This window comes from Micromonospora orduensis, assembly GCF_006228125.1.
Classification (GTDB): domain Bacteria; phylum Actinomycetota; class Actinomycetes; order Mycobacteriales; family Micromonosporaceae; genus Micromonospora; species Micromonospora orduensis.
The window spans coordinates 1-20,717 of the sequence record NZ_VDFY01000216.1; the positions used below are offsets into that span (position 1 = coordinate 1).

The following is a 20,717-nucleotide window of genomic DNA, read 5'->3' on the forward strand; positions in this document are numbered from 1 at the left end:
CCTCCAGCCGCGGTGCCTCCGCCAGCCGCCGCGCCGCCGGCCGCCATGCCGCCGTCGGTTGTCGCGCCGCCGCCCTGGCCGGGCGCCGCGACAGCCGGACCGCACGCCGGATCTGGCCGTCCCCCCGCGACCAGCCCCGGTCGACCGACCGCACCCAACCAGGGCCCGGCCCGCGCGAGCAGCCCCGGCGACCTGCCCACCCGTACCCCCGCACCGGGGGCGTCGAGTCGCCCACCGGCCGCCTCCGGCACGCCAGGCCAGCCGGAGGCCACGCCGACCCGCCCGGGTACTGGCGCAGGGCTACCGCCACGGCCGTCCGCTCCCGGCCCCGCGATCCGACCGGCGGCCTCGGACGCTCCGATCCCATCGGGTGGCGACGCGCCCACCGCGTTCATCCCCAAGGTCGGCGCCGGTCCCGCACGGCCGGGCGCCGCCCCGACCTCACCGGCCGGCTCGATCCCCCCGGCCGGGCCTCAGCGCGCCGCCGACCCGTCCGCCACTGCACTGATCCCCACCGTCTCCGGCGGCCCCTCGGTCCGACCGCCGGCCATGGACTCGACGGCCCTGATGGGCGCCGTGCCCCGTACGCCGACGACCGACGACCCGACCGGTGCCAGCGACAGCCCCGCCGAGCCTCCCCGGCCCCGACGCGGTGAGCGGGTGGTCCAGCTCCGGCCGCACCAGACCGGTGAGGGCTACAAGAGCGTCTACTCGGAGCTCACCCGGCCGTCGATCGCCTCCCGGCTGCGTACCGGCATCCGGATCTCCGGCGAGGTCCTCATCACCTTCGGCCTCGTGGTGCTGCTCTTCGCCGGCTACGAGGTGTGGGGCAAGTCGGCCATCGTCGACGCCCACCAGAACGACCTCAGCAGCCAGCTCGCCGAGGCGTGGGCCCCGACCGACTCCCCGACCGTCGCCCCGTCGGCGGCCGCGCCCAGCGCCAAGCCGTCCCCGCCGGTGCACGGCAAGCCGATCGCGGGCCTCTACATCCCCAAGCTCGACAAGAACTGGGTGGTCGTCGAGGGCGTCACCCAGGCCGACATCCGGTACGCACCCGGTCACTACCCGACCAGCGCGATGCCCGGCCAGATCGGCAACTTCTCCGTCGCAGGCCACCGCAACCGGGCAACCTTCTGGCGGCTCGACGAGCTCGACGACGGCGACGCGATCGTCGTCGAGGGCAAGACCGACTGGTACGTCTACCGGGTGTCGCAGACCCGGATCGTCCGGCCGACGCAGGTCGAGGTGGTGGCCCCGGTGCCCGGCGAGCCCGACAAGAAGCCGACCAAGCGGATGCTGACCCTCACCACCTGCAACCCCAAGTTCGACAACTACCAGCGGCTGATCATCCACGCCGAGCTGGACCGGACCCAACCCAAGTCGGCGGGCCGCCCGGCGGAGCTGGGAGGCTGACCCATGTACGCGTTCATCTGGCGCAAGCTGCCTTTCGGCCTGCCCGGAAAGCTCGCCGGTTCGGTGCTGCTCGCCGCCGCCGCGGTGGCCCTGCTCTGGTACGTGGCCTTTCCGTGGGCCGAACCACTGCTGCCCTTCGACGACGTGCAGGTCACCCAGGATTCGGGGGTGCCCGGTGACCCGGGCGGCGGTGACGCCGTGACCGGGGAGACTCCGGCTGGCGACGAGCACGACCTGCCGTACGACACCGACCAGAACAACCCCGCGCCTCCCTCCCCGAGCAGGTGACCATGCGCGTCCTGGTGATCGACAACTACGACTCGTTCGTCTTCAACCTGGTGCAGTACCTCGGCCAGCTCGGCGTGGAGTGCGAGGTACGCCGCAACGACGAGATCGACGTCGCCGAGGTGGGCCGGGTGGGCGCGGCCGGTGTCCTGCTCTCACCCGGGCCGGGCAGCCCCGACCGCGCCGGCATCTGCCTGGACGTCATCCGGGAGTACGCGGGCGAGCTGCCGATCTTCGGCGTGTGCCTCGGCCACCAGGCGATCGGTGAGGCGTTCGGTGCGACCGTGACCCGCGCCCCCGAGCTGCTGCACGGCAAGACCTCCGAGGTGAGGCACCGGTCGGTAGGCGTCCTCGCCGGCCTGCCGGACCCGTTCACCGCCACCCGGTACCACTCACTCGCGGTGCTGCCCGAGACCCTCCCCGACGAGCTGGAGGTCACCGGCTGGACCGGCTCCGGCGTCGTGATGGCGATGCGGCACCGGACACTGCCCATCGAGGGCGTGCAGTTCCACCCGGAATCGGTGCTCACCGAGGGCGGGCACCTGATGCTTGCCAACTGGCTCGCCGGCTGCGGCCACCCCGAGGCGCTGGAACGCGCACCGGCGCTGGCCGCCGAGGTCGACGCCCGCCGTCGGGCCGCCTTCGCCGCCGCCTGAGGGTCAGCTCCTGCGCAGCGCGTCCCGGACCGCCGGGTCGGCGGGCGAGCGGACCGCCGGCGACCGGTCGCGGACCGCGTCCCACGCCGCCTTGCCGCTGGCGAAGTAGTCCCGGGCCGACTTCTCGGCGAGCAGGGCACGCCCGCAACCGGGGCAGCCGGCGGTCACCCCGTCGGCGTCGAGGCCGAGATGCCGGCACAGCGTCACCGCCCGGGACAGGTGGTAGGACTGCGTGACGATCAGGGCCCGCTCGATGCCGTACACCTCGCGGGCCCGGGCGCAACTGTCGTAGGTGTCCAGGCCGAACGGGTCGGCCACCACCCGATTCGGGTCGACACCGAGTTCGGCGAGGTACGACGTCATCACCGCCGTCTCGTCACCGGACGCGCCACCGCCGTCACCCGAGACGAGGACGACCTTCGCCCGCCCGCTGCTCACCAGGGCGGCGGCGGTCTCCAAGCGGCCGGCGAGCCGTTCGCCCGGCCGCTGCCGGTCGGCCGCCACGGCGGTGCCGAGCACGATCACCACGTCTGCCGTGGGCGCGTCGGCAGCGTCGTACACGTGGCCGCGCGCGGAGATCGTCGTCCACAGCCACGGCAGACTGACGAGCAGCAGCACGACGGCGCCGAGGATGGCCGGGCGGCGCAGCCGCCGCGGCCATCGCTTCACCGGCCGGACATCGTCACTCACACCGATGCCCCGCACGCCGTGACCCGAATCAATCCTGAGGGAGTCGGCTCGGCGGGGGCGGGAACGGCAGACCGATGCCGCCCCCGTTGCCGGGAGTTGTCGGCGTGGTCGTCGGCGTGCCGGACGGTGTCGCGGTGGGCGTCGGGTCGGTCTCCGGCTCGGGCTGACTGATCTTGATGGTCACCTTCGTACCGGTCGGCTTCTTGTCCTTGGCATTCGGGCTCTGATCGGTGACCTTCCCCGCGTCGCCGGCAGGCACCTCCGGCCCCTCCTGCAGCACGACAGTGAAGCCGGCGTTGCGCAGGACGCGGCTGGCTTCCTCCTGGCTGAGCCCGACGACGTCCGGCACCTCGCGGACCTTGCCATTCGAGACGGTGAGTGTCACCTTCGTGCCCTCGGGGACGCGCTGCCCCGACGGAGGATCGACGCTGAGTACCTCGTCCTGGCTCGCCTCGCTGTCGACCGTCTTGACGTCGGGGACGAGATTCGCCTCCTCGAGACGGGCGATGGCGCTCTCCCGCTTGCTGCCCTTGAGGCCCACCGGGACGGTCACCTCGGGCGCGCCGCCACAGACCTGGATGGTGACCTGACGCGTCTCCTCCAGCCGCGCGCCCGGCTGCGGAGTCTGCCGGACCACCGTGTTCTTCTGGCACTTGCTGTCCAGCACCGGCTCGCCCACCACCGGCTGGAAACCGGCGCCGCGGATCTCGGTGATCGCGGCTTCCTGACTCTTACCGGTGAGGGTGGGCACCGACTTCAGATCCTTGCCCTGCTGGCTCCAGAGCAGGGCGGCGACCAGGGCGATCACCGCCAGCACGCCGACCGCGCTGAACATCGCGATCAGCCAGGAGGACGCCTTGCGCTGGCGCGGATCGCCCACCCGGGCCGGGATCTGCCGGGTCTGCTGCCCAGCGGCGGCAGCCGGGTAGCCACCCCCGCCGCCGGCCGGGGCCATCGCCACCGTCTCGGCCTCGCGCATCACAGGCGTGGCCAGCACAGGCCGCCCGGCGGCGGCGCGGAGCAGGTCCGCACGCATCTCGCCGGCGCTCTGGTAACGGTTGAGCGGGTTCTTCGACAGCGCCTTGAGCACTATCGCGTCGACGGCAGGGGTGACGTCCGGGTTGATGTCGCTAGGCGTCGGCGGGGTCTCCCGTACGTGCTGGTACGCGACGCTGACCGGGCTGTCGCCGACGAACGGCGGGTGCCCGCAGACCAGCTCGAAGAGCACGCACCCGGCCGCGTACACGTCGGAGCGGGCGTCTACGGCCTCGCCGCGCGCCTGCTCCGGAGACAGGTACTGTGCCGTGCCGATCACCGCGCTGGTCTGCGTCATGGTGGTCGCGCCGCTGGCCAGAGCCCGCGCGATGCCGAAGTCCATCACCTTGACCTGGCCGGTCTGGGTGAGCATCACGTTGCCGGGCTTGATGTCCCGGTGGATGATGCCGTGCCGGTGGCTGAACTCCAGCGCCGCGCACATGTCGGCGCAGATCTCCAGCGCCCGGCGGGGCTGCAACCGGCCCTCGGCGCCGAGCACCTCCTTGAGGGTCCGTCCGTTGACGAACTCCATGACGATGAACGGCAGCGTCTCGCCTGTCGGCGCGGTCTCCTCGCCTGTGTCGTAGACCGCCACGATCGCCGGGTGGTTGAGCGACGCCGCGTTCTGCGCCTCCCGCCGGAACCGCATCTGGAACGTCGCATCCCGGGCGAGGTCGGTGCGGAGCATCTTGATCGCGACGTCCCGACCGAGCCGGAGGTCGCGACCGCGGTGCACCTCGGCCATGCCGCCATAGCCGAGCAGCTCGCCGACCTGGTACCTGCCACCGAGCAGGCGGGCCTGCGCTGTCATCGCGTCTGTCGTCCTTCGCTCGTCGTCGTCCCGCCGTCGACCGGCTGGAGCCGTACCTCACGACGGTACGACGTCCGGGTCGGATCGTCGCGTCCGTCGAGCCGCAGCGCGCCGGACGTCGCCGCGTGCGGAGCCAGCGCACCGGTTTCGCCGGACTGCGACTGCTTCCGCAGGTTGTAGGAAATCACGCCCGAGCAGAGCAGGACCAGTACGGCGAGCAGGATGGCGAGAAGCACCATTCCGGGCCGGGACCGGTGGGGTTCGGGCGTGGATGGCATCGGGCCGGTCTGCCGCACGTACGCCGGGGGGTGTTCCTGCCGGGTCTGTGCCGGCGGCACCGCCGCGGCACCGCGCGGATAGCCTGCCGCACCGGCCGGCGGCCGGGCGTACGGGACGGCCGGCGCGACGGCGGTGGGGCGGGGCTGCTGGGGCGGCGCGACAGCGGTCGGTCGCTGCCCGGCGGGCGCCGGACGGTGCGGGGCGCCCGGTGCGCGGTGGTGCTGCGACTGGGGCACCTGTGCCCGACCGGGCGCCGCCGGTGAGGCCGGCGCCCCGGAGACCGGGCCGGGGTGACCGCCGCCCCTGGCCTGCTGGGAGAGCGCGGCCTTGAGCTGGCGGGCGACCTGCGCGAGAGCTGCGGCGCTGGGCCAGCGCGCGGCCGGGTCCTTGGCCAACGCCCGTTCCACCACTGCCCGGACCTGCGGCGGGATGTCCGCGGGCAGTGGGCGGGGCGTCTCCCGGACGTGCCGCATGGCGATGTCGAGCGGGTTGTCGCCCTCGAACGGGCGCCGCCCGGCGAGGCACTGGTACGCGACCACGCCGAGGGCGTACACGTCGGACGCCGGGGTGGCGACGCCGCCGGTGGCCTGCTCAGGTGAGATGTACGAGGCGGTGCCCAGCACCGAACCGGCGGCGGTGAGCTGACCGACCAGGTCGGAGCGCGCGATGCCGAAGTCGGTCAGCACCAGGGTGCCGTTCGGCCGGACCAGCAGGTTGCCCGGCTTAACGTCCCGGTGCACGATGCCCTTCTCGTGGGCGGCGTGCAGTGCGTCCGCGGCCTGCGCGACGAGGGCCATCGTCCGGGCCGGGGTGAGCCGGCCGACCCGGCTCAGCGTCGACGAGAGGGCGTCGCCCTCGACGTACTCCATGACCAGGAACGCGATCTGCTGGTCGTTGCCGAAGTCGTAGACGTCCACGACGCCCGGGTGGTTGATGGTGGCCATGGTCCGGGCCTCGCCGCGGAACCGCTCGGCGAAGTCCGGATCGTCGAGCAGGGCGGGGAGCAGGCTCTTCACCGCCACCGTCCGCCCGAGGACCTGGTCGGTGCCGCGCCACACGTCGCCCATGCCGCCGCTGGCGATCCGCTCGTCGAGACGGTAGCGGTTGCCGAGCTGGACACCGGGGCTGAGCATGTCAGCGGCCCCCGGGGTCGGCGATGGCCGCGCGCATGATCTGGCCGGCGATCCGGGCCGCCTCGGCGCTGCCACCGCTGCCGGCCTGCTCCAGCACCACGCAGACCGCGGAGACCGGGTTGCCGTTCTTGTCCAGGGCGAAGCCGATGAACCAGCCGTGGTCGGGCCGGTCCGGGGCGGACTGCGCGGTGCCGGTCTTGCCACCGACCGTGTAGCCGCTGATCGCGGCCTTCTTACCGGTCCCGTTCTGGACCACACTGACCATCATGTCCCGCAGGTCCCCGGCGACCTGAGGGGTGACCGGCTGGCGCAGCTCCCGCGCGTTGGCGGTGTAGTAGCTGGTGGTGCGGTCCGGAGCGAGCAGCTGCCGCACCAGGTACGGCCGCATCTGCCGGCCGTTGTTGGCGACCGAGCCGGCGATCATGGCACCCTCCAGCGGCGTCATCCGAACGTCCCGCTGCCCGATCGAGGACTGGGCCAGCGCCGCCGGGTCGTCCCCGCCGTCGGTGTTCTGGATGCTGCCGGTCCGGCTGGCCGCCGTGGGCAGGCCACCCTCACCGAGCTGGCCGACCGTCAGGTCCTCCTGCTCGAAGCCGAACTGACGGGCCTTCTCCTTGATGGCGTTGGCGCCGAGCCGTACACCCAGCTGGGCGAAGCCGGTGTTGCACGACTGGGTGACCGCCTCCATCAGGGTGACCTGCGACTCCGGGCAGATCGAGGGGGCGGCGTTCCGGATCGGCTCGCCGGACGTGGGAGGGGTGTAGCTGGAGCCGGCCGGGATCGGCGTGGTCTTGGTGATGCCGTTCTCCAGCGCCGCCGCGGCCACCACGATCTTGAAGGTGGAGCCCGGCGGCAGCGTCTCGCCGAGCGCCCGGTTGTTCAGCGGCCGTTCCGGGTCCTGTTCCAGCTTGTTGAACGCGGCAGCCGCCTCGTCGGTGTCGTGGCTGGCCAGCGGGTTCGGGTCGAAGCTCGGCATGGAGACGAGCGCCTGCACCGCCCCGGTACTCGGGTCGATGGCGATGGCCGCGCCCCGCTTCGCCCCCACCTGGTTGTTGCGCATCTGGTCGTACGCCACGTCCTGAGCCCGCTTGGAGAGCGTCAGCAGCACGTTGCCGCCACCGGTCTGGTCACCTGTGAACATGTCCTTGAACCGGTCACCGATGAGCTGGTCGCTGGTGCCGGCCAGGAAGTCGTTCTCCACCTGCTCGATGCCCCGGTCCGCCAGGTTGACCGGCTTGTAGCCGAGCACGTGGGCGTACTTGGCGCCACCCGGGTAGGTGCGCAGGAACTTCAGCTTGCCGGTGGTCTCCTTGCTGGTGGCCAGCGCCGTGCCACCGGCCTCGATGTTGCCGCGCTTGATCTTGTAGTCGGCGACCTGGACCCGGCCGTTGTAGTCGCTTGTGCGGTACTCGTCGGCCTTGTAGGCCTGGATCCAGTTGAGATTCGCGAAGAGCAGGCCGAACAGGACAATGACGACGACGCCGACACGGCGCAGGGGTGCGTTCACGGCTTGATCACCTCCGTGGGGGCACCGTGCAGTTGCTCGGGCGGACCACCAGCGGGCCGGGCGGCCTTGCCGCCACCCCCGGTGACCGGCCGGCGGGCTCCGTCGGAGACCCGCAGCAGCACCGCGATGAGCAGCCAGTTGGCCATCAGCGACGAACCACCGGCGGACAGGAACGGGGTGGTCTGACCGGTCAGCGGAATGAGCTTGCTGATCCCGCCGACGATCACGAAGACCTGCAGGCCCAGGGTGAACGCCAGACCACCGGCGAGCAGCTTGCCGAACGAGTCCCGTACCGCGAGCGCGGCGCGCAGCCCCCGCTCCACGATCAGCAGGTAGACCACCAGCAGCGCGGAGAGCCCGAAGAGGCCGATCTCCTCACCGATGCCGGCGAAGATGAAGTCGTTCTGCACCTCCGGCAGGATCTCCGGCTGGCCGCCGCCCGGACCCGCGCCGAAGAGCCCGCCCGTGCCCAGGGCGAGCAGCCCCTGGACGAGCTGGTAGCCCTTGTCGGTCGGGTCGGCGAACGGATCCAGCCAGATCTCCGCCCGCAGGTAGAAGTTGGCGAACGGGCCACCGACCGTCGAGCCGAGGACGTACGCCAGGTAGGCGCCGCCGAAGAACAGGACCAGACCGATGAGCAGCCAACTGACCCGTTCGGTGGCGATGTAGAGGGTCACCACGAACATGCCGAAGTAGAGCAGCGAGGTGCCCAGGTCCTTCTCGAAGACGAGCACCAGAAGACTGATCAACCAGACCACGACCACCGGGCCGAGATCGCGCCCGCGCGGGAAGTCGATGCCGAGCAGACGCCGACTGGCCAGCGACAGCACCTCACGCTTGCGCACCAGGTAGTAGGCGAAGAAGACAAGCAGCGCCAACTTGGCGAACTCACCAGGCTGGATGGAGAAACCGCCCACCCGGATCCACAGCTTGGCGCCGTTGATCTCCGAGATGCTGGACGGCAGCACCGCCGGGAGCATCACCAACACGATGCCGGCCAACCCCAGGGTGTACGCGTACCGGGACACCGAACGGTGGTCGCGCATGATGGCGAGCAGGCCGGCGGCGAGGATCACCGAGGCGAGCGTCCACGCCAGCTGCCGCCCCCCGATGCCGGCGAACACCGCCAGGCTCTCCCGGTCGGCCACCGGCGCCTCGCCCAGGTCGATGCGGCGCAGGAAACCCACCCCGAGGCCGTTGAGCAGGGCCACCGCCGGCAGCAGGGCCGGGTCGGCGAACGGGGCGAGAAACCGGATGACCAGGTGCAGGCCGAGGAAGACCGCGCCGAGTGCGGCGGCGGGCATCCAGAAGTCCGGGGTGACGGTGTCGAGCAGGTTCGCCTCGACGGTCGCCCCGTACGCGGCCACCAGCACCATGGCGAGCAGCAGCAGGGACAGCTCGGCGTTGCGTCGGGACCGGGCCAGGCGTACGCCGGACTGCCCGCCCGTGGTCGCGGGCGAGGGCGCCGGTGTGGCCGCTACGGTCACGGGTGGAATCCTCGGGATCTCAGTCGACGCTCACTCAGGAGACCGGCAACCGGCCGGATCGAGCGTCGGCGGTGTCGAGTCGGAGGGCGTGGCGTCGGGTGCGGTCGTCGGGCCGGTCACGCCGGCGGTGGCGGTGACCCCCGGGGTCGGGCCCGTGGTCACGGACCCGTTGGGAGTCGCCGGCGCGCTGGGGCTGCCGCTCGGTGGCGCGGGCGTCCCGTCCGGGGTCGGCGTGCCGGCCACCACTGTCGGGTCGGACGGGCAGAGCGGCTTCAGGTTGGGATTGGTCGGGGTGTCGCTGGTCAGCTCGGCGAGCTGGCGCTCGGCGTCCGGCTCGTTCTTGGCCCGGATGCCCACCTTGACGGTGTCCTGCGCGGCGACGGTGAGGTCGTCCAGCCGGGTCCCGCTGGTGCGGTGCACGGTGGAGAGGTCCATCCCGGCGATCTGACCCTGGATGCCACGGAAGACGGCGACCTGGCCCTCCTCGGTGGCGCCCACGTAGTACTGCCGCTGGGTGTACGTCCAGCCGCCGAAGGCCGCGCCACCGACGATCACCAGCAGGGCCAGCGCCATGGCGGCGGTCCGCACCGGCCGGCGCTTCGGCCGCTCCGGCTCGTCGTCCGACGCGTTGGGCTCCTCCGGCGCGGCCGGGCGTGGCGCGGAGAGCGCCGAGGCCCGGGCGGCCGGGGTGGAGTCGTCGGCGGAGGTGGCCATGCCCCGGTCCCGGGCGGCGGCGCCGCCGACGATCGGGGTCGCCTCGACGATGTCCTGGTCGGTGGCATCGGCGATGATGACGGTGATGTTGTCCGGTCCGCCGCCGCGCAGCGCGAGCTGCACCAGTCGCTCGACGCACTGCTGCGGGTCGGTGTACTCCCGCATGGTCTCGCCGATGGTCTCGGCGCTGACCACGCCAGACAGGCCGTCGCTGCAGATCAGGTACCGGTCGCCGGGCAGGACCTGGCGCACCGAGTACTCCGGGTCGATGTCCCGGCCGTCCAGGGCACGGGTCAGCAGCGACCGCTGCGGGTGGCTGCTCGCCTCCTCGGCGCTGATCCGGCCCTCGTCGACGAGCATCTGGACGTACGTGTCGTCCTTGGTGATCTGCGCGAACTCACCGTTGCGCAGCAGGTAGGCCCGCGAGTCGCCGATGTGGACCATCCCCAGCTTGCTGCCGGTGAAGAGGGTCGCCGTCAGCGTGGTGCCCATCCCCTCCAACTGCGGGTTGGCGTCCACCGTGTCGCGGAGTTGTTGGTTGGCGGTACCGACGGCCGAACGCAACGCGTCGACGAGAGCGTCCCCCGGGACGTCCTCGTCGAGCGGCGCCATGGCACCGATGACGATGTTGCTGGCGACGTCACCGGCGGCCATGCCGCCCATGCCGTCGGCAACGGCGAGTAGCCGCGGCCCGGCGTAGACGGAGTCTTGATTGCCGTCTCGGATCAGACCGCGGTCGCTGTGGGCCGCATAGCGCAGGGTCAGAGTCATGGCCGTAATTCGAGGGAAGTGCGGCCGATCCGGATCGGCACGCCGAGGGGGACGGGGGTTGGTCCGGTGACCTTAGCGCGATCGAGGTACGTGCCGTTAGTCGAGCCGAGGTCCTCGACGAACCACTGCCCGTCGCGGGGCACGAGCCGGGCGTGCCGCGCGGAGGCGTAGTCGTCGGTGATGACCAGGGTGGAGTCCTCAGCCCGACCGATGGTGATCTGCGCTTCACCGAGAGTGATCCGGGTGCCGGCCAGTTGGCCGGCGGTCACCACCAGCTGGTGTGCCGCCCTGCCCCGTTTCACCTTCGCCGGCTTGGCCGCCTGCCCCGTCGAGGCACCAACGGCTCGTGGCGCCGCCACCAGGCGACCGGACCGGGCCCCCGCGAACAGGTCCCGACGGATCACACCGACCACCGTGAACACGAAGATCCACAGCAGGATCAGGAATCCGAACCGGGCAACGGTGATGACCAGTTCCGGCAAGGCGGGTCAGCCGTCCACGCGGAAGGTCAGCGTCGTGGTGCCGAGCTGGACCATGTCACCCGGGTTGAGGGCGACGGCGGAGACCCGCTGACCGTTGACCATGGTGCCGTTTGTCGACCCCAGATCGGTGAGCACGACCTGACCGCCGTCGAAATCCAGCCGGGCGTGTCGCCGGGAGATGCCGACGTCGGGCAGGCGCAGGTTGGCCTGGTCGCCGCGACCGATCACCGTCGACCCCATCTGGAGGGGGTAGGTGCGGCCGTCGCCGGAGACCAGCCGCACGTTGCGGCCGCCACCGTGGCCAGGCGGCGGACCGTAGCCACCGCCCTGGTCGTACGCGGGGTAGGCGGGCGGGCCGGCGTCGTAGCCGGGCGCCGACACCGGGGCGACCTCGCCACCGGTGTAGACCTCGGCGGTGACGCGGAACATGCCCGTGTCCAGGCCGTCCCCCCGCTCGATCTCGACGATCACGTCGCCGTAGACCGTCCAGGCCTGCTCGCCGATGAACTCCGCCTGCGACTGGGCCAGCTCCTGGGCCAGTGCGGCGGCGTACGGCGCCAGACGACTGTGGTCGAACGGCGAGAGATCGATCACGTAGCGGTTGGGCACCAACGTGCGCCCACCGGCCAGGATCGCCTTGTGCGCCTCGGCCTCCCGCTGCATGGCGTTGAGGATCTCCACGGGGTGGACCACCCCTTTGAAGACCTTGGCGAAGGCCCCTTCGACCAGGCCTTCCAGACGCTTCTCGAAGCGTTGCAGCACGCTCACCGGCTCCTCCTCGGGTCCCGAGGACATGATGGTATCCGGCCGGCGCGCGTGCAGCTCACACGCCGCTCGGCCGCCTGCTACCGGCCTGTTCGAAAGGGCCGGGACTGCCGTGCTACTCTTTCGTCCGCCACGAACGGTAACCGCTCGTGGCGAGCGCCGGGGACAGCGTAGTATCTCCGGGACCTGTTGGAGACAGCGGGTCCGGGGCGGCTAAAGTGTTCCGGGTCGTGCCACGGGGATGTGGCGGAATGGCAGACGCGCACGGTTCAGGTCCGTGTGCCCGAAAGGGCGTGGGGGTTCAACTCCCCCCATCCCCACCCAAAGACGAGGGCTCCGCAGATGCGGAGCCCTTCCGTCATATCGGGGCGTGCCGGGCGTCACGCTATGCTCCGATGGATTCTGCCTCCGAAGGACCAGGAGTGGCGTGTGAGTGTCGCGTTGGTGACCGGGTCTGGTGGTCTGATCGGCTCCGAGGCGGTCCGGCACTTCGCCGGCCTCGGCCTGGATGTCGTCGGCATCGACAACGACATGCGCCGGTACTTCTTCGGTGAGGACGGCTCCACATCGTGGAGCCTGGAACGGCTCGGCCGTGACCTGGGTAGCGCGTACACCCACTTCGCGGTGGACATCCGGGACCGCGACGGCCTGGAGCAGGTGTTCAAGAAGTACGGCCGGGACATCGCCGTGGTGATCCACAGCGCCGCGCAGCCGAGCCACGACTGGGCGGCGAAGGAGCCGTACACCGACTTCGACGTCAACGCCGGCGGCACTCTGAACATGCTGGAGAACACCCGGTTGCACGCCATCGACGCGCCGTTCATCCACTGCTCGACAAACAAGGTCTACGGCGACCGGCCCAACAGTCTGCCGCTGATCGAGCTGGAGACCCGGTACGAGCTGCCCGAGGACCACCGGTGGCACGACGGCATCACCGAGGACATGTCGATCGACAGCTCCCTGCACTCGATCTTCGGCGCCTCGAAGGTCGCCGCGGACGTGATGGTCCAGGAGTACGGCCGCTACTTCGACATGAAGACCGCCTGCTTCCGGGGCGGCACGCTGACCGGCCCGGCGCACTCGGCGGCCGAGCTGCACGGCTTCCTGGCGTACCTGATGCGCTGCGTGATGGAGGGCCGGACGTACAACCTGTACGGCTACAAGGGCAAGATGGTCCGCGACGCGATCCACTCCCGGGACGTGCTCACCGCGTTCGAGGCGTTCTTCCGGGCGCCGCGCTCGGCGGAGGTCTACAACCTCGGCGGCGGACGGCACTCCAACACATCGCACATCGAGGCGTTCCGGATCGCCGAGGAGATCACCGGCCGCGAGGCGCGGATCAACTACGTCGAGCAGAACCGCACGGGCGACCACCAGTGGTACATCAGCAGCATGGCCCGGTTCGAGGAGCAGTACCCCGAGTGGAAGATCACCTACAACGTGCCCATGATCCTGCGGGAGATCTACGAGGCCAACGTCGACAAATGGGTGCCCCAGCCATGACGGTCCAGACCAAGCGCAACGTGCTCGGCGTCCTGGTCGACGCCACCGACTACGCCACGGCGACGGACGCGGTGGTGGCCGCCGCGCACGAGCGGCGTCCCCTCGCGCTGACCGCGCTGGCCGTGCACGGTGTGATGACCGGCGTCCTGGACCCGGCGCACAACGCCCGGCTCAACTCGTTCGACGTGGTCACGCCGGACGGGCAGCCGGTGCGCTGGGCGCTCAACCTGCTGCACCACGCCGGGCTCACCGACCGGGTGTACGGGCCGACGCTGACCCTGCACGTGCTGTCCCGTTTCGCCGACGAGGGGCTGCCGGTCTACCTGTACGGGTCGACCGAGGAGACCCTGGCCAAGCTGATTCCGGCGTTGGAGCGGATGTTTCCCGCGCTGAAGATCGCCGGGGTGGAGCCGTCCAAGTTCCGAGCCGTCCAGCCGGGCGAGGACGCCGAGATCGCCGACCGGATCCGGTCCAGCGGCGCCCGGCTGGTCCTGGTCGGGCTCGGCTGCCCGCGCCAGGAGGTCTTCACGTACGCCATGCGACCGCTGCTCGACATGCCGCTGATGGCGGTCGGCGCGGCCTTCGACTACCACGCCGGGCTGCTGCGCCAGCCGCCGCCGTGGATGCAGCGCGCCGGGCTGGAGTGGTTCTGGCGGCTCGGTCTGGAGCCGAAGCGCCTCTGGAAGCGTTACGTGATCCTCAACCCGGCCTACCTGGCCCGGCTGGCGGGGCAGAAGACAGGCCTGTGGAAGGCGCGTCCGCCGGCCCCGGCCACCGAACGGCCGGCCACCTTCGCGGTCTGACCCCCGATCCGGTACGACACGAGGCCCCACCCGCGAGAGCGGGTGGGGCCTCGCCCGTGGAGGCGGTCAGACGGTCAGGGTCCAGCTGTTGATGTAACCGGTGTCGGCCGCGTACGTGTCGCGCACCTGGAGCCGCCAGGTGCCGTCGGCGGCCTCACCGGACACGTTCGCCGTGTACGTGGTGTTCACGTTGTCGGCGCTGTCCGAGGTGCTGCTGTTCTTCAGCCGGTACGCGCTGCCGTCCGGGGCGAGCAGGTCGATGACCAGGTCACCCCGGTAGGTGTGCACGATGTTCACCGCCACCGTGGAGGCCGAGGAGGCGTTGCGGCCACAGCCCGTGATGGTGATCGAGCTGGTCACCGCCGCGCCGGCGTCCGGGATCGACACGTCGGTGCCGTTGGTGCCGGTGCAGCCGGTCGGCGGCGGCGGGGTGGTGCCGCCGGAGCCCACGTAGAGCAGCCGGTTCGGCGACCCGGAGCCGGCGTTGCCCACCACGTTGGGTGTCGCGTTCGCCACCATCTGGTCGCGGACCTGCTGCGGGGTCCAGCTCGGGTTGGCGCTGGCCAGCAGGGCCGCCGCGCCGACCACGTGCGGCGTGGCCATCGAGGTGCCGCTGATCGTGTTGGTCGCGGTGTTGCTCGTGTACCAGGCCGAGGTGATCGACGAGCCCGGGGCGAAGATGTCCAGGCAGGTGCCGATGTTGGAGAACGACGAGCGGGCGTCCGAGCTGGTCGTCGAGCCCACCGTGATGGCCTCGGTGACCCGCGCCGGGGAGGTGTTGCAGGCGTTAGCGCCGCTGTCGTTGCCGGCCGCCAGGCCGTACGTCACGCCGGAGGCGATCGAGTTGCGCACGGCGGTGTCCAGCGAGCTGTTCGCGCCGCCGCCGAGGCTCATGTTCGCCACCGCCGGCTTGATCGCGTTCTGGGTGACCCAGTCGACGCCCCCGATCACGCCGGCGGTCGTGCCGCTGCCGGAGCAGTTCAGCACCCGTACGCCGACGAGCTGGACGCCCTTCGCGACCCCGTACGCCGACCCGCCGACGGTGCCGGCGACGTGCGTTCCGTGGCCGTTGCAGTCGTCGGCCGACCCGCCGTCCACGGCGTCGTAGCCGGAGGTGGCCCGACCGCCGAAGTCGTTGTGGGAGAAGCGGATGCCGGTGTCGATGATGTAGGCGTGCACGTTGCTCGCCGTGTTCGGGTACGTGTAGGAGCTGTCCAGGGGCAGGTTGCGCTGGTCGATCCGGTCCAGGCCCCAGGAGGGCGGGTTGGCCTGCGTTCCGGCGATCGAGACGGTGTGGTTCTGCTCGACGTACGCCACCGCCGGGTCGGCCGCGATGCGGGCCGCCGCGTTCGCGCTCACGGTGACCTCGAAGCCGCGCAGCGCCGCGCCGTAGGTGCGGGCCACCTTGCCGCCGTGACGGCCGGACAGCCGCTTCGCGGTGTCACCGACCCGGTCGCGGGCCACCGCGCTGTCCTTGAGCACGACGATGTAGCTGTCCGAGACGGCGGTGGCTCCGCCGGCGGACCGGACCTCGCCGACCGGTTCGGCGGCCAGGGCCGGGGTGCCGACGGCCAGCACGGTCGCGGTGGCCACCCCGACCAGTACGGATCTGCGTGGAAGACCCATCTCCTACCTCCCTCCGACCGGCGGCGGATCGCGACCACCGGCCCCGACATCGATCGACGGTTGCCGATCGAGCTGAGGGTATTTCAGCACTCGGCCGGGGGGACATGTCGAAACGTCCATAACATCGGAGGGATGACCCCCTACGGGACCTGGGTCCGGGGCGAACGGGGGACCGGCCCGGATTCGCGCCGACCCGATCCGGGAAAGACTCTCCGACATGGAGAGTCAGCTCACCATCCTGCTGCCGATCGCCGCCGTCTGGGTGGCCGCCGGCGTCCTCGCCGACGGCCTGCCCCGCCTGCGCAACACCCGCGCGCTGCGCCGGCGTACCGGATGGTTGCTGGCCCTCGCCGTGACCGGCGTGGCGCTCACCGCGGCCGTGCTCGTCGGCGGACTGTTCAGCGCCGGCACCGCTCCGATCGACCGGGCCGCGGCCGGACTGACCCTGACCATGGGCCCCGCGCTCATGGTGGCGGCCAGCTCGGTACGCCGCATCCGCCGGCTGTGGGCCGGAGCTGGCGCGTTCGCCAGCGCACCGGGCACCCCCGCGCCGCACGGCCTGCGCGCCGACGCGGCACATCCCCTCGTCGGGCTGCCGTTGCAGGTGAGCGCCCTGACCACACTGCCGGCGGTGATCGCGGCCACCGGCGCCGACCTCGGCGCCGAGCCCGGCGTCACCGGTCCGGCGATCACCGCGGGCGCGCTCGCGGTGGCCGTCATCGGCGTCCGACACGCGCTCCGACACAGCCGGCTCGCCGAGCGGACCCGACCGGCGGTGGCACCGTCAGCGCGAGCGGCCTGACCCCTGCACGTACAGCAGCTCCAGGATCGCCCGGGTCGCCTCGAACCAGCGGTCCAGCCAGCCGGGCGGCGGGACGCTGCCCTTCGGCGGCAGCTCCAGCAGCAGGCCACGCAGCAGCGGATGGTCGGCCAGCGACCCGGTGGCCTCCGGCGGCCAGCCGCTCGGCGGGAACGACGGCTCGACCAGCGGATTCGGGTCGAGGGAGGGCAGTGAGAGAGGCGGGTCGGCCGACTCGGCGGCGGACGGCTCCTGCTCGCTCGACACCACCTCGGTCAGTACGGTGTCCCGACGCGCCCCGCGATACTTGCCACCGAACCGCTCCGGCTTACCCGGACCGTTGGTGAGATTGTCTGACCCGATCGTCGTCATCCGTCTCGCCTACCTCGCTCGGTTGCGGGATCGGTGCGGCGGATCATCGACCAGCGCCGCTCCGACCGGTTCAACGAGACGGACCCGCTGTGGCGACGGGAATCCCGGCGGAACCTCGCGGCGCCCGCCCCACCGCACCCGCCCCCGGGCACGGGAAGGTCCCCGCCCGGTCGGAACCGGACGGGGACCCACGTGACACTCGGTCAGGCCGAGCCGAACACACCACCTCTGGTGCCGGCGACGAAGGCGTGCCAGTCGCCCGGGGCGAAGACCAGGGCCGGGCCGGCCTTGTCCTTCGAGTCCCGCACTCCGACCGCTCCGGTCACGTACGCCACCTCCACGCAGTTGTCACAGTTCGGCCCGCTCTTCGAGCTCTTGAACCACGTTGCCTGCGTCAGGTCCACGGGGAACCCCTTGGTCGCCATTTCCACAACGGCTCCTCTGCCAGTTTTGCGATGTGTGCGACGGACTCCTCCGGACGAATGGCCGCAGCGCGGATGTGATCGAAGATGAAGCTGTACTTCTGTAGTTCGTCGCTCTTCTCGAGGAAGAGCCCACCCGTGGCGTTCTCCGCGTACACAACATCCGGATCACCGGGCTCAGGGAAGCTGAGGATCGTGAAGGTCCCGTCCATGCCGGCGTGCGCACCCACCTCGAAGGGGAGGATCTGGAGCGTCACGTTCGGCAACTCGGCCACCTCGACCAGCCGTTTCAGCTGGCCGCGCATCACCTCGTCCCCGCCCACCGGCCGACTTACCACCGCCTCATCGAGCACCACCCACAGATCGACCGGATCGTCCTGGGTCAACAACGACTGACGGCCCAGACGGACACGCACCCTCTGGTGCACCTGATCGGCGGTGAAGTCCGGCCGGGCGGCGCGGATCATCGCCCCGGCGTACTCCTCGGTCTCCAGAAGACCCGGCACCACCTGCTGTTCGTACGCCCGGATCGAACTCGCCGCGGCCTCCAGCCCGACGTACGCGCCGACGAGCACCGTGCTGTACGGGTGCCACCAGCCCTTCTGCCGGGCCTCCCGGGCGATCTGCACGAGCTCGTCGCTCTCGGCGCCCACCACCCCGTAGATCCGCAGCATGTCCCGCACGTCGCGGGGCGTGGCCGTGGTGTGGCCGGTCTCGATCCGGGAGACCTTCGACGCGGAGCACTCCAACTGCTCGGCGACGACCTCGATGGTGATCCCGGCGGACTCCCTCTGGCGGCGCAACTCGGCGCCGAGCCGCCGCCGCCTGATGGTCGGGCTGCGCCGTTCACTCATCGCGTGGCCCTTGCGTCATCGATCCCCGCCGCTGGCTGCTCGACCCCACTCGGGCTACCTCCGGTCGACGCGCCACTGGCTGCCGCCCGCCGGGGGCGCGACCGTCGACCGGCGAACGCTCGCGGCGAGGGGGTGGTGCCGGTCATCGGCCGGCCGCGACGGGCGAAACCGGCCCCCAGTGTGCCGTCCGGACACGGAAGGCTTCAAGCGCCGCTTTGCGCGACACGCTCACGTATCGGCAAAAGTCGACGTGCAACTTGCATGAAGCACGTCCCTGATGCACTCTGTCCGTATGGCACGGATCACTCAGCGTCTCCGTCCGCTCCCCCGGAGTGGTGACCCCACCGATCCGGGGATGCCGGACCCGACGCGGAACCAGCCGGCGACAACCAGACCTGCTCCCGGGTGAAGACCTCGCCGCTGCAAGCCGGCAAGCTGCGGCGGCGGGCGCGGTTCCAGCGACTCGCCGCGCGCGACGAGGTGCTGGCGGCGGAGACCGGAAAGCAGCCGGGTGATGGTCGGGTGGCGGCACGCCACCAGCGGGTACGGCCCGACCACCACCACCGCACCACCGGTCCACGAGGCACGACCCCGTCACCGGCCGAGACTCTTCCCCGATCAGTCACCGCCGGCCCCACCGCCGGCCAACCCTCCCCAGGAGCCCATGTGCTTCCCCGCTCCGGTGACGTTCTGCACGTGACTCGCGCGGCGAGTGTCCAGTTCCTCAGGCCGATCATGTTCCGGGTCATCCGTGTGCTCGACTGGCCGACGTACGACGGTTGGCTCTGGCTCGACGGCTACGAGCTCAACGCCGCGGGCGACGCGGTCAACCGACGGTCGATCTTCGTCCAGCGGGAAGGGTTGCAACAGGTGCAGGCCGCACCGGAGCCCCGTCCGCACACCGTACGGACGCGGCGGCCCGTCTCCCGTACCCCCGTCCGGGTGGGCTGACCACCGCGATCCGCCGCGGTGGGCGTGCCGTCGCCATAGAATTGGTACGCCCACCCCGGCACCGTTCCACCGCACGTTCCAGGGCCCTGAGCCTGGGATGGTTCATGGTCAATCAGCCCGCCCTGCGGCGGCACCACCGCTCCCGTATCGCCTATGCCCTCGGACTGCTCGCCCTGCTCGGGGCCGTGACCACACTCGTGGTCCTGGTCCGCGACCCGGCGTCGTCCGCAACCCGGCTGACCACCCCGGTACCGGCACCGGAAATCACAGTGGTGGATGCCGACCCACCAGTGGACGACGACCCCGGTTGGATCGGTGCCGTCGCACCCACCCAGCACGCCGAAGCGACCGACCCGACCGGGTCGGTGGCTGGTGGCGGCGCCGGGGGCCAGTCCGACGGACGGCAGGACCTCGCCGGGTCGGGCGCCGCCGGGCACACCGCCACGGACGTCCGCCGGTCCCTGTTCTGGTCCGGGATCTTCGGTCTCACCATCTCGCTTGCCGGCCTCGGCCTGGTCGGCACCCGTCGCCGGATGTGGTGAGCACCGGTCACGGTGTGCTCGTCGCCGTCCTGCCCGGTGTGGTCGGGCCGCTGCCGGTCGAGGGTCGGGCCTGCGAGACGATCAGCAGGACGTCCTCGCCGTCGGACACCGTCGCCCCGGCCTCCGGCTCGGTGCCCACCACCGTCCCCGGCGGCAACTCGGACGGGCGGTACACCACCCGGTAGGACAGGCCGAGCCGTTCCAGCAGCCCCTCGGCGGTGGCCTGCGGCAGGCCGGCGACCGGCGGCACCGGCACCTCGGCGGGCTCGCTCGACGGCGGCGGGCTGCTCGGCGACGCACTACTCGGCGACGCGGACGTCGGGGCCGCGCTGGTCGGCGCGGCGCTTGTGGCACTGCCCGGCGGCGGCGACGGGGTGGACTCCGGGTCGTCCCGGTCGTTGTCCCGGGCGTTGAGCACCACCCAGAGCGCGGCCCCGAGCAGACCGGCCAGCACCAACGCCAGCACACCCCAGAGAATCGGCAGCCACCACCGCCGCCCACCCTGCTCCTCGGCGTACCAGTCGCCGGCCGGCTCGGCCGGTCGCGGCGGCCGCACCTCCGCGCGCCCCGACCACGGCGCGGGGTTGGACCGCTCGTCGGGCATCCGCGCCGTCCGGTCGGCCGGCTGCGACGGCGCGGAACGGTCGATAGGCATTGTCTGGTCGGAGGGCGCCGTCGCATCGGGCCCGCCCTGCGAGGCGGCCCGGTCGATCGGCGCCGTCGCATCGGGCGACGCGGCCCGATTCATGGGCGCCGTCTCATCGGGCGACGCGGCCCGGTCCATGGGCGCGGTCTCATCGGGTACGGCGGGCGGCGG

Annotated in this window: 21 protein-coding genes and 1 tRNA gene; 9 read left to right on the forward strand and 13 right to left on the reverse strand. The window is 71.6% G+C overall.

The window, feature by feature from the left end:
* From FHG89_RS33945 to FHG89_RS24640, 3 genes are all read left to right on the forward strand, one after another.
* On the forward strand, positions 1-1,413 hold a 1,413-nt coding region (locus FHG89_RS33945), incomplete at its 5' end, for a class E sortase (protein ID WP_425280214.1).
* Positions 1,414-1,416: 3 nt separating this feature from the next.
* A complete protein-coding gene (locus FHG89_RS24635; protein WP_139586791.1) occupies positions 1,417-1,701 on the forward strand; it encodes a hypothetical protein in 285 nt (94 codons plus the stop codon).
* Positions 1,702-1,703: 2 nt separating this feature from the next.
* Positions 1,704-2,354: an aminodeoxychorismate/anthranilate synthase component II gene (locus tag FHG89_RS24640; RefSeq protein ID WP_139586792.1), complete on the forward strand. Its 651-nt coding sequence runs from the start codon at positions 1,704-1,706 to the stop codon at positions 2,352-2,354.
* 3 nt (positions 2,355-2,357) lie between these two features.
* Here the strand turns inward: FHG89_RS24640 and FHG89_RS24645 are convergent, their stop codons facing one another.
* From FHG89_RS24645 to FHG89_RS24680, 8 genes are read right to left on the reverse strand one after another with little or no spacing between them, the layout of a single operon-like run.
* Positions 2,358-3,023 carry a SanA/YdcF family protein gene (locus tag FHG89_RS24645; RefSeq protein ID WP_244295794.1) on the reverse strand — a complete coding sequence of 222 codons (666 nt, stop codon included), beginning with the start codon at positions 3,021-3,023 and terminating at the stop codon, positions 2,358-2,360.
* A 49-nt stretch (positions 3,024-3,072) separates the two neighbouring features.
* Complete coding sequence (pknB, locus tag FHG89_RS24650) at positions 3,073-4,890, reverse strand: Stk1 family PASTA domain-containing Ser/Thr kinase (RefSeq protein WP_139586793.1); 1,818 nt, start codon at positions 4,888-4,890, stop codon at positions 3,073-3,075.
* Complete coding sequence (locus FHG89_RS24655; protein WP_139586794.1) at positions 4,887-6,302, reverse strand: serine/threonine-protein kinase; 1,416 nt, start codon at positions 6,300-6,302, stop codon at positions 4,887-4,889. Before FHG89_RS24655 ends, pknB begins: the two co-directional genes overlap by 4 nt.
* A 1-nt stretch (position 6,303) precedes the next feature.
* Positions 6,304-7,809: a peptidoglycan D,D-transpeptidase FtsI family protein gene (locus FHG89_RS24660; RefSeq protein ID WP_139586795.1), complete on the reverse strand. Its 1,506-nt coding sequence runs from the start codon at positions 7,807-7,809 to the stop codon at positions 6,304-6,306.
* The gene (locus tag FHG89_RS24665) at positions 7,806-9,296 is read right to left on the reverse strand and encodes an FtsW/RodA/SpoVE family cell cycle protein (RefSeq protein ID WP_139586796.1); all 1,491 of its coding nucleotides are present in this window, start codon (positions 9,294-9,296) and stop codon (positions 7,806-7,808) included. Before FHG89_RS24665 ends, FHG89_RS24660 begins: the two co-directional genes overlap by 4 nt.
* Before the next feature lie 30 nt (positions 9,297-9,326).
* On the reverse strand, positions 9,327-10,781 hold the full coding sequence (locus tag FHG89_RS24670; RefSeq protein ID WP_139586797.1) for a PP2C family protein-serine/threonine phosphatase: 1,455 nt from the start codon (positions 10,779-10,781) through the stop codon (positions 9,327-9,329).
* Positions 10,778-11,263, reverse strand: coding sequence for an FHA domain-containing protein FhaB/FipA (locus FHG89_RS24675; RefSeq protein ID WP_074315675.1), 486 nt, complete (start codon positions 11,261-11,263; stop codon positions 10,778-10,780). Before FHG89_RS24675 ends, FHG89_RS24670 begins: the two co-directional genes overlap by 4 nt.
* Before the next feature lie 6 nt (positions 11,264-11,269).
* On the reverse strand, positions 11,270-12,058 hold the full coding sequence (locus FHG89_RS24680; protein ID WP_139586798.1) for an FhaA domain-containing protein: 789 nt from the start codon (positions 12,056-12,058) through the stop codon (positions 11,270-11,272).
* A 207-nt stretch (positions 12,059-12,265) separates the two neighbouring features.
* Between FHG89_RS24680 and FHG89_RS24685 the strand changes: the two genes are divergently transcribed.
* From FHG89_RS24685 to FHG89_RS24695, 3 genes are all read left to right on the forward strand, one after another.
* Positions 12,266-12,348: transfer RNA gene (locus tag FHG89_RS24685), tRNA-Leu, on the forward strand.
* A gap of 67 nt (positions 12,349-12,415) precedes the next feature.
* The gene (locus FHG89_RS24690) at positions 12,416-13,531 is read left to right on the forward strand and encodes an NAD-dependent epimerase/dehydratase family protein (protein WP_208761096.1); all 1,116 of its coding nucleotides are present in this window, start codon (positions 12,416-12,418) and stop codon (positions 13,529-13,531) included.
* Positions 13,528-14,334: a WecB/TagA/CpsF family glycosyltransferase gene (locus FHG89_RS24695; RefSeq protein WP_139586800.1), complete on the forward strand. Its 807-nt coding sequence runs from the start codon at positions 13,528-13,530 to the stop codon at positions 14,332-14,334. The genes FHG89_RS24690 and FHG89_RS24695 overlap by 4 nt, the downstream gene beginning before the upstream one ends.
* Before the next feature lie 66 nt (positions 14,335-14,400).
* Here the strand turns inward: FHG89_RS24695 and FHG89_RS24700 are convergent, their stop codons facing one another.
* Positions 14,401-15,960, reverse strand: a complete 1,560-nt coding sequence (locus tag FHG89_RS24700) for a S8 family peptidase (RefSeq protein WP_139586801.1) — start codon at positions 15,958-15,960, stop codon at positions 14,401-14,403.
* 217 nt (positions 15,961-16,177) lie between these two features.
* On the opposite strand from FHG89_RS24700, the gene FHG89_RS24705 reads away from it, so the two are divergent.
* Positions 16,178-16,762, forward strand: coding sequence for a hypothetical protein (locus tag FHG89_RS24705; RefSeq protein ID WP_139586802.1), 585 nt, complete (start codon positions 16,178-16,180; stop codon positions 16,760-16,762).
* Here the strand turns inward: FHG89_RS24705 and FHG89_RS24710 are convergent.
* The 3 genes from FHG89_RS24710 to FHG89_RS24720 form a co-directional block, all read right to left on the reverse strand.
* Complete coding sequence (locus FHG89_RS24710) at positions 16,745-17,131, reverse strand: hypothetical protein (protein ID WP_139586803.1); 387 nt, start codon at positions 17,129-17,131, stop codon at positions 16,745-16,747. The two genes, FHG89_RS24705 and FHG89_RS24710, sit on opposite strands and share 18 nt — an antisense overlap.
* Before the next feature lie 203 nt (positions 17,132-17,334).
* A complete protein-coding gene (locus FHG89_RS24715; RefSeq protein WP_121656330.1) occupies positions 17,335-17,556 on the reverse strand; it encodes a DUF397 domain-containing protein in 222 nt (73 codons plus the stop codon).
* Positions 17,526-18,407 (reverse strand): helix-turn-helix domain-containing protein, encoded by an 882-nt coding sequence (locus FHG89_RS24720; protein ID WP_030487606.1) that lies wholly within the window; start codon positions 18,405-18,407, stop codon positions 17,526-17,528. The genes FHG89_RS24715 and FHG89_RS24720 overlap by 31 nt, the downstream gene beginning before the upstream one ends.
* 666 nt (positions 18,408-19,073) lie before the next feature.
* On the opposite strand from FHG89_RS24720, the gene FHG89_RS24725 reads away from it, so the two are divergent.
* Together FHG89_RS24725 and FHG89_RS24730 are read left to right on the forward strand one after the other, a co-directional pair.
* Positions 19,074-19,358 carry a hypothetical protein gene (locus FHG89_RS24725; protein WP_139586807.1) on the forward strand — a complete coding sequence of 95 codons (285 nt, stop codon included), beginning with the start codon at positions 19,074-19,076 and terminating at the stop codon, positions 19,356-19,358.
* 104 nt (positions 19,359-19,462) lie between these two features.
* Complete coding sequence (locus FHG89_RS24730; RefSeq protein WP_139586804.1) at positions 19,463-19,900, forward strand: hypothetical protein; 438 nt, start codon at positions 19,463-19,465, stop codon at positions 19,898-19,900.
* A gap of 7 nt (positions 19,901-19,907) precedes the next feature.
* Here the strand turns inward: FHG89_RS24730 and FHG89_RS24735 are convergent, their stop codons facing one another.
* Positions 19,908-20,684 (reverse strand): PASTA domain-containing protein, encoded by a 777-nt coding sequence (locus FHG89_RS24735; protein ID WP_244295800.1) that lies wholly within the window; start codon positions 20,682-20,684, stop codon positions 19,908-19,910.
* Between the last annotated feature and the right edge of the window lie 33 nt (positions 20,685-20,717).

Excerpts from the sequence above, each read along its gene's own strand:
- FHG89_RS24635 (WP_139586791.1), top strand. The coding sequence starts at position 1,417 with ATGTACGCGTTCATCTGGCGCAAGCTGCCTTTCGGCCTGCCCGGAAAG.
- FHG89_RS24640 (WP_139586792.1), top strand. The coding sequence starts at position 1,704 with ATGCGCGTCCTGGTGATCGACAACTACGACTCGTTCGTCTTCAACCTG.
- pknB (WP_139586793.1), bottom strand. The coding sequence starts at position 4,890 with ATGACAGCGCAGGCCCGCCTGCTCGGTGGCAGGTACCAGGTCGGCGAG.
- FHG89_RS24655 (WP_139586794.1), bottom strand. The coding sequence starts at position 6,302 with ATGCTCAGCCCCGGTGTCCAGCTCGGCAACCGCTACCGTCTCGACGAG.
- FHG89_RS24670 (WP_139586797.1), bottom strand. The coding sequence starts at position 10,781 with ATGACTCTGACCCTGCGCTATGCGGCCCACAGCGACCGCGGTCTGATC.
- FHG89_RS24680 (WP_139586798.1), bottom strand. The coding sequence starts at position 12,058 with ATGTCCTCGGGACCCGAGGAGGAGCCGGTGAGCGTGCTGCAACGCTTC.
- FHG89_RS24690 (WP_208761096.1), top strand. The coding sequence starts at position 12,416 with ATGCTCCGATGGATTCTGCCTCCGAAGGACCAGGAGTGGCGTGTGAGT.
- FHG89_RS24695 (WP_139586800.1), top strand. The coding sequence starts at position 13,528 with ATGACGGTCCAGACCAAGCGCAACGTGCTCGGCGTCCTGGTCGACGCC.
- FHG89_RS24700 (WP_139586801.1), bottom strand. The coding sequence starts at position 15,960 with ATGGGTCTTCCACGCAGATCCGTACTGGTCGGGGTGGCCACCGCGACC.
- FHG89_RS24705 (WP_139586802.1), top strand. The coding sequence starts at position 16,178 with ATGGAGAGTCAGCTCACCATCCTGCTGCCGATCGCCGCCGTCTGGGTG.
- FHG89_RS24710 (WP_139586803.1), bottom strand. The coding sequence starts at position 17,131 with ATGACGACGATCGGGTCAGACAATCTCACCAACGGTCCGGGTAAGCCG.
- FHG89_RS24715 (WP_121656330.1), bottom strand. The coding sequence starts at position 17,556 with ATGGCGACCAAGGGGTTCCCCGTGGACCTGACGCAGGCAACGTGGTTC.
- FHG89_RS24720 (WP_030487606.1), bottom strand. The coding sequence starts at position 18,407 with ATGAGTGAACGGCGCAGCCCGACCATCAGGCGGCGGCGGCTCGGCGCC.
- FHG89_RS24730 (WP_139586804.1), top strand. The coding sequence starts at position 19,463 with ATGGTCAATCAGCCCGCCCTGCGGCGGCACCACCGCTCCCGTATCGCC.
- FHG89_RS24735 (WP_244295800.1), bottom strand. The coding sequence starts at position 20,684 with ATGGACCGGGCCGCGTCGCCCGATGAGACGGCGCCCATGAATCGGGCC.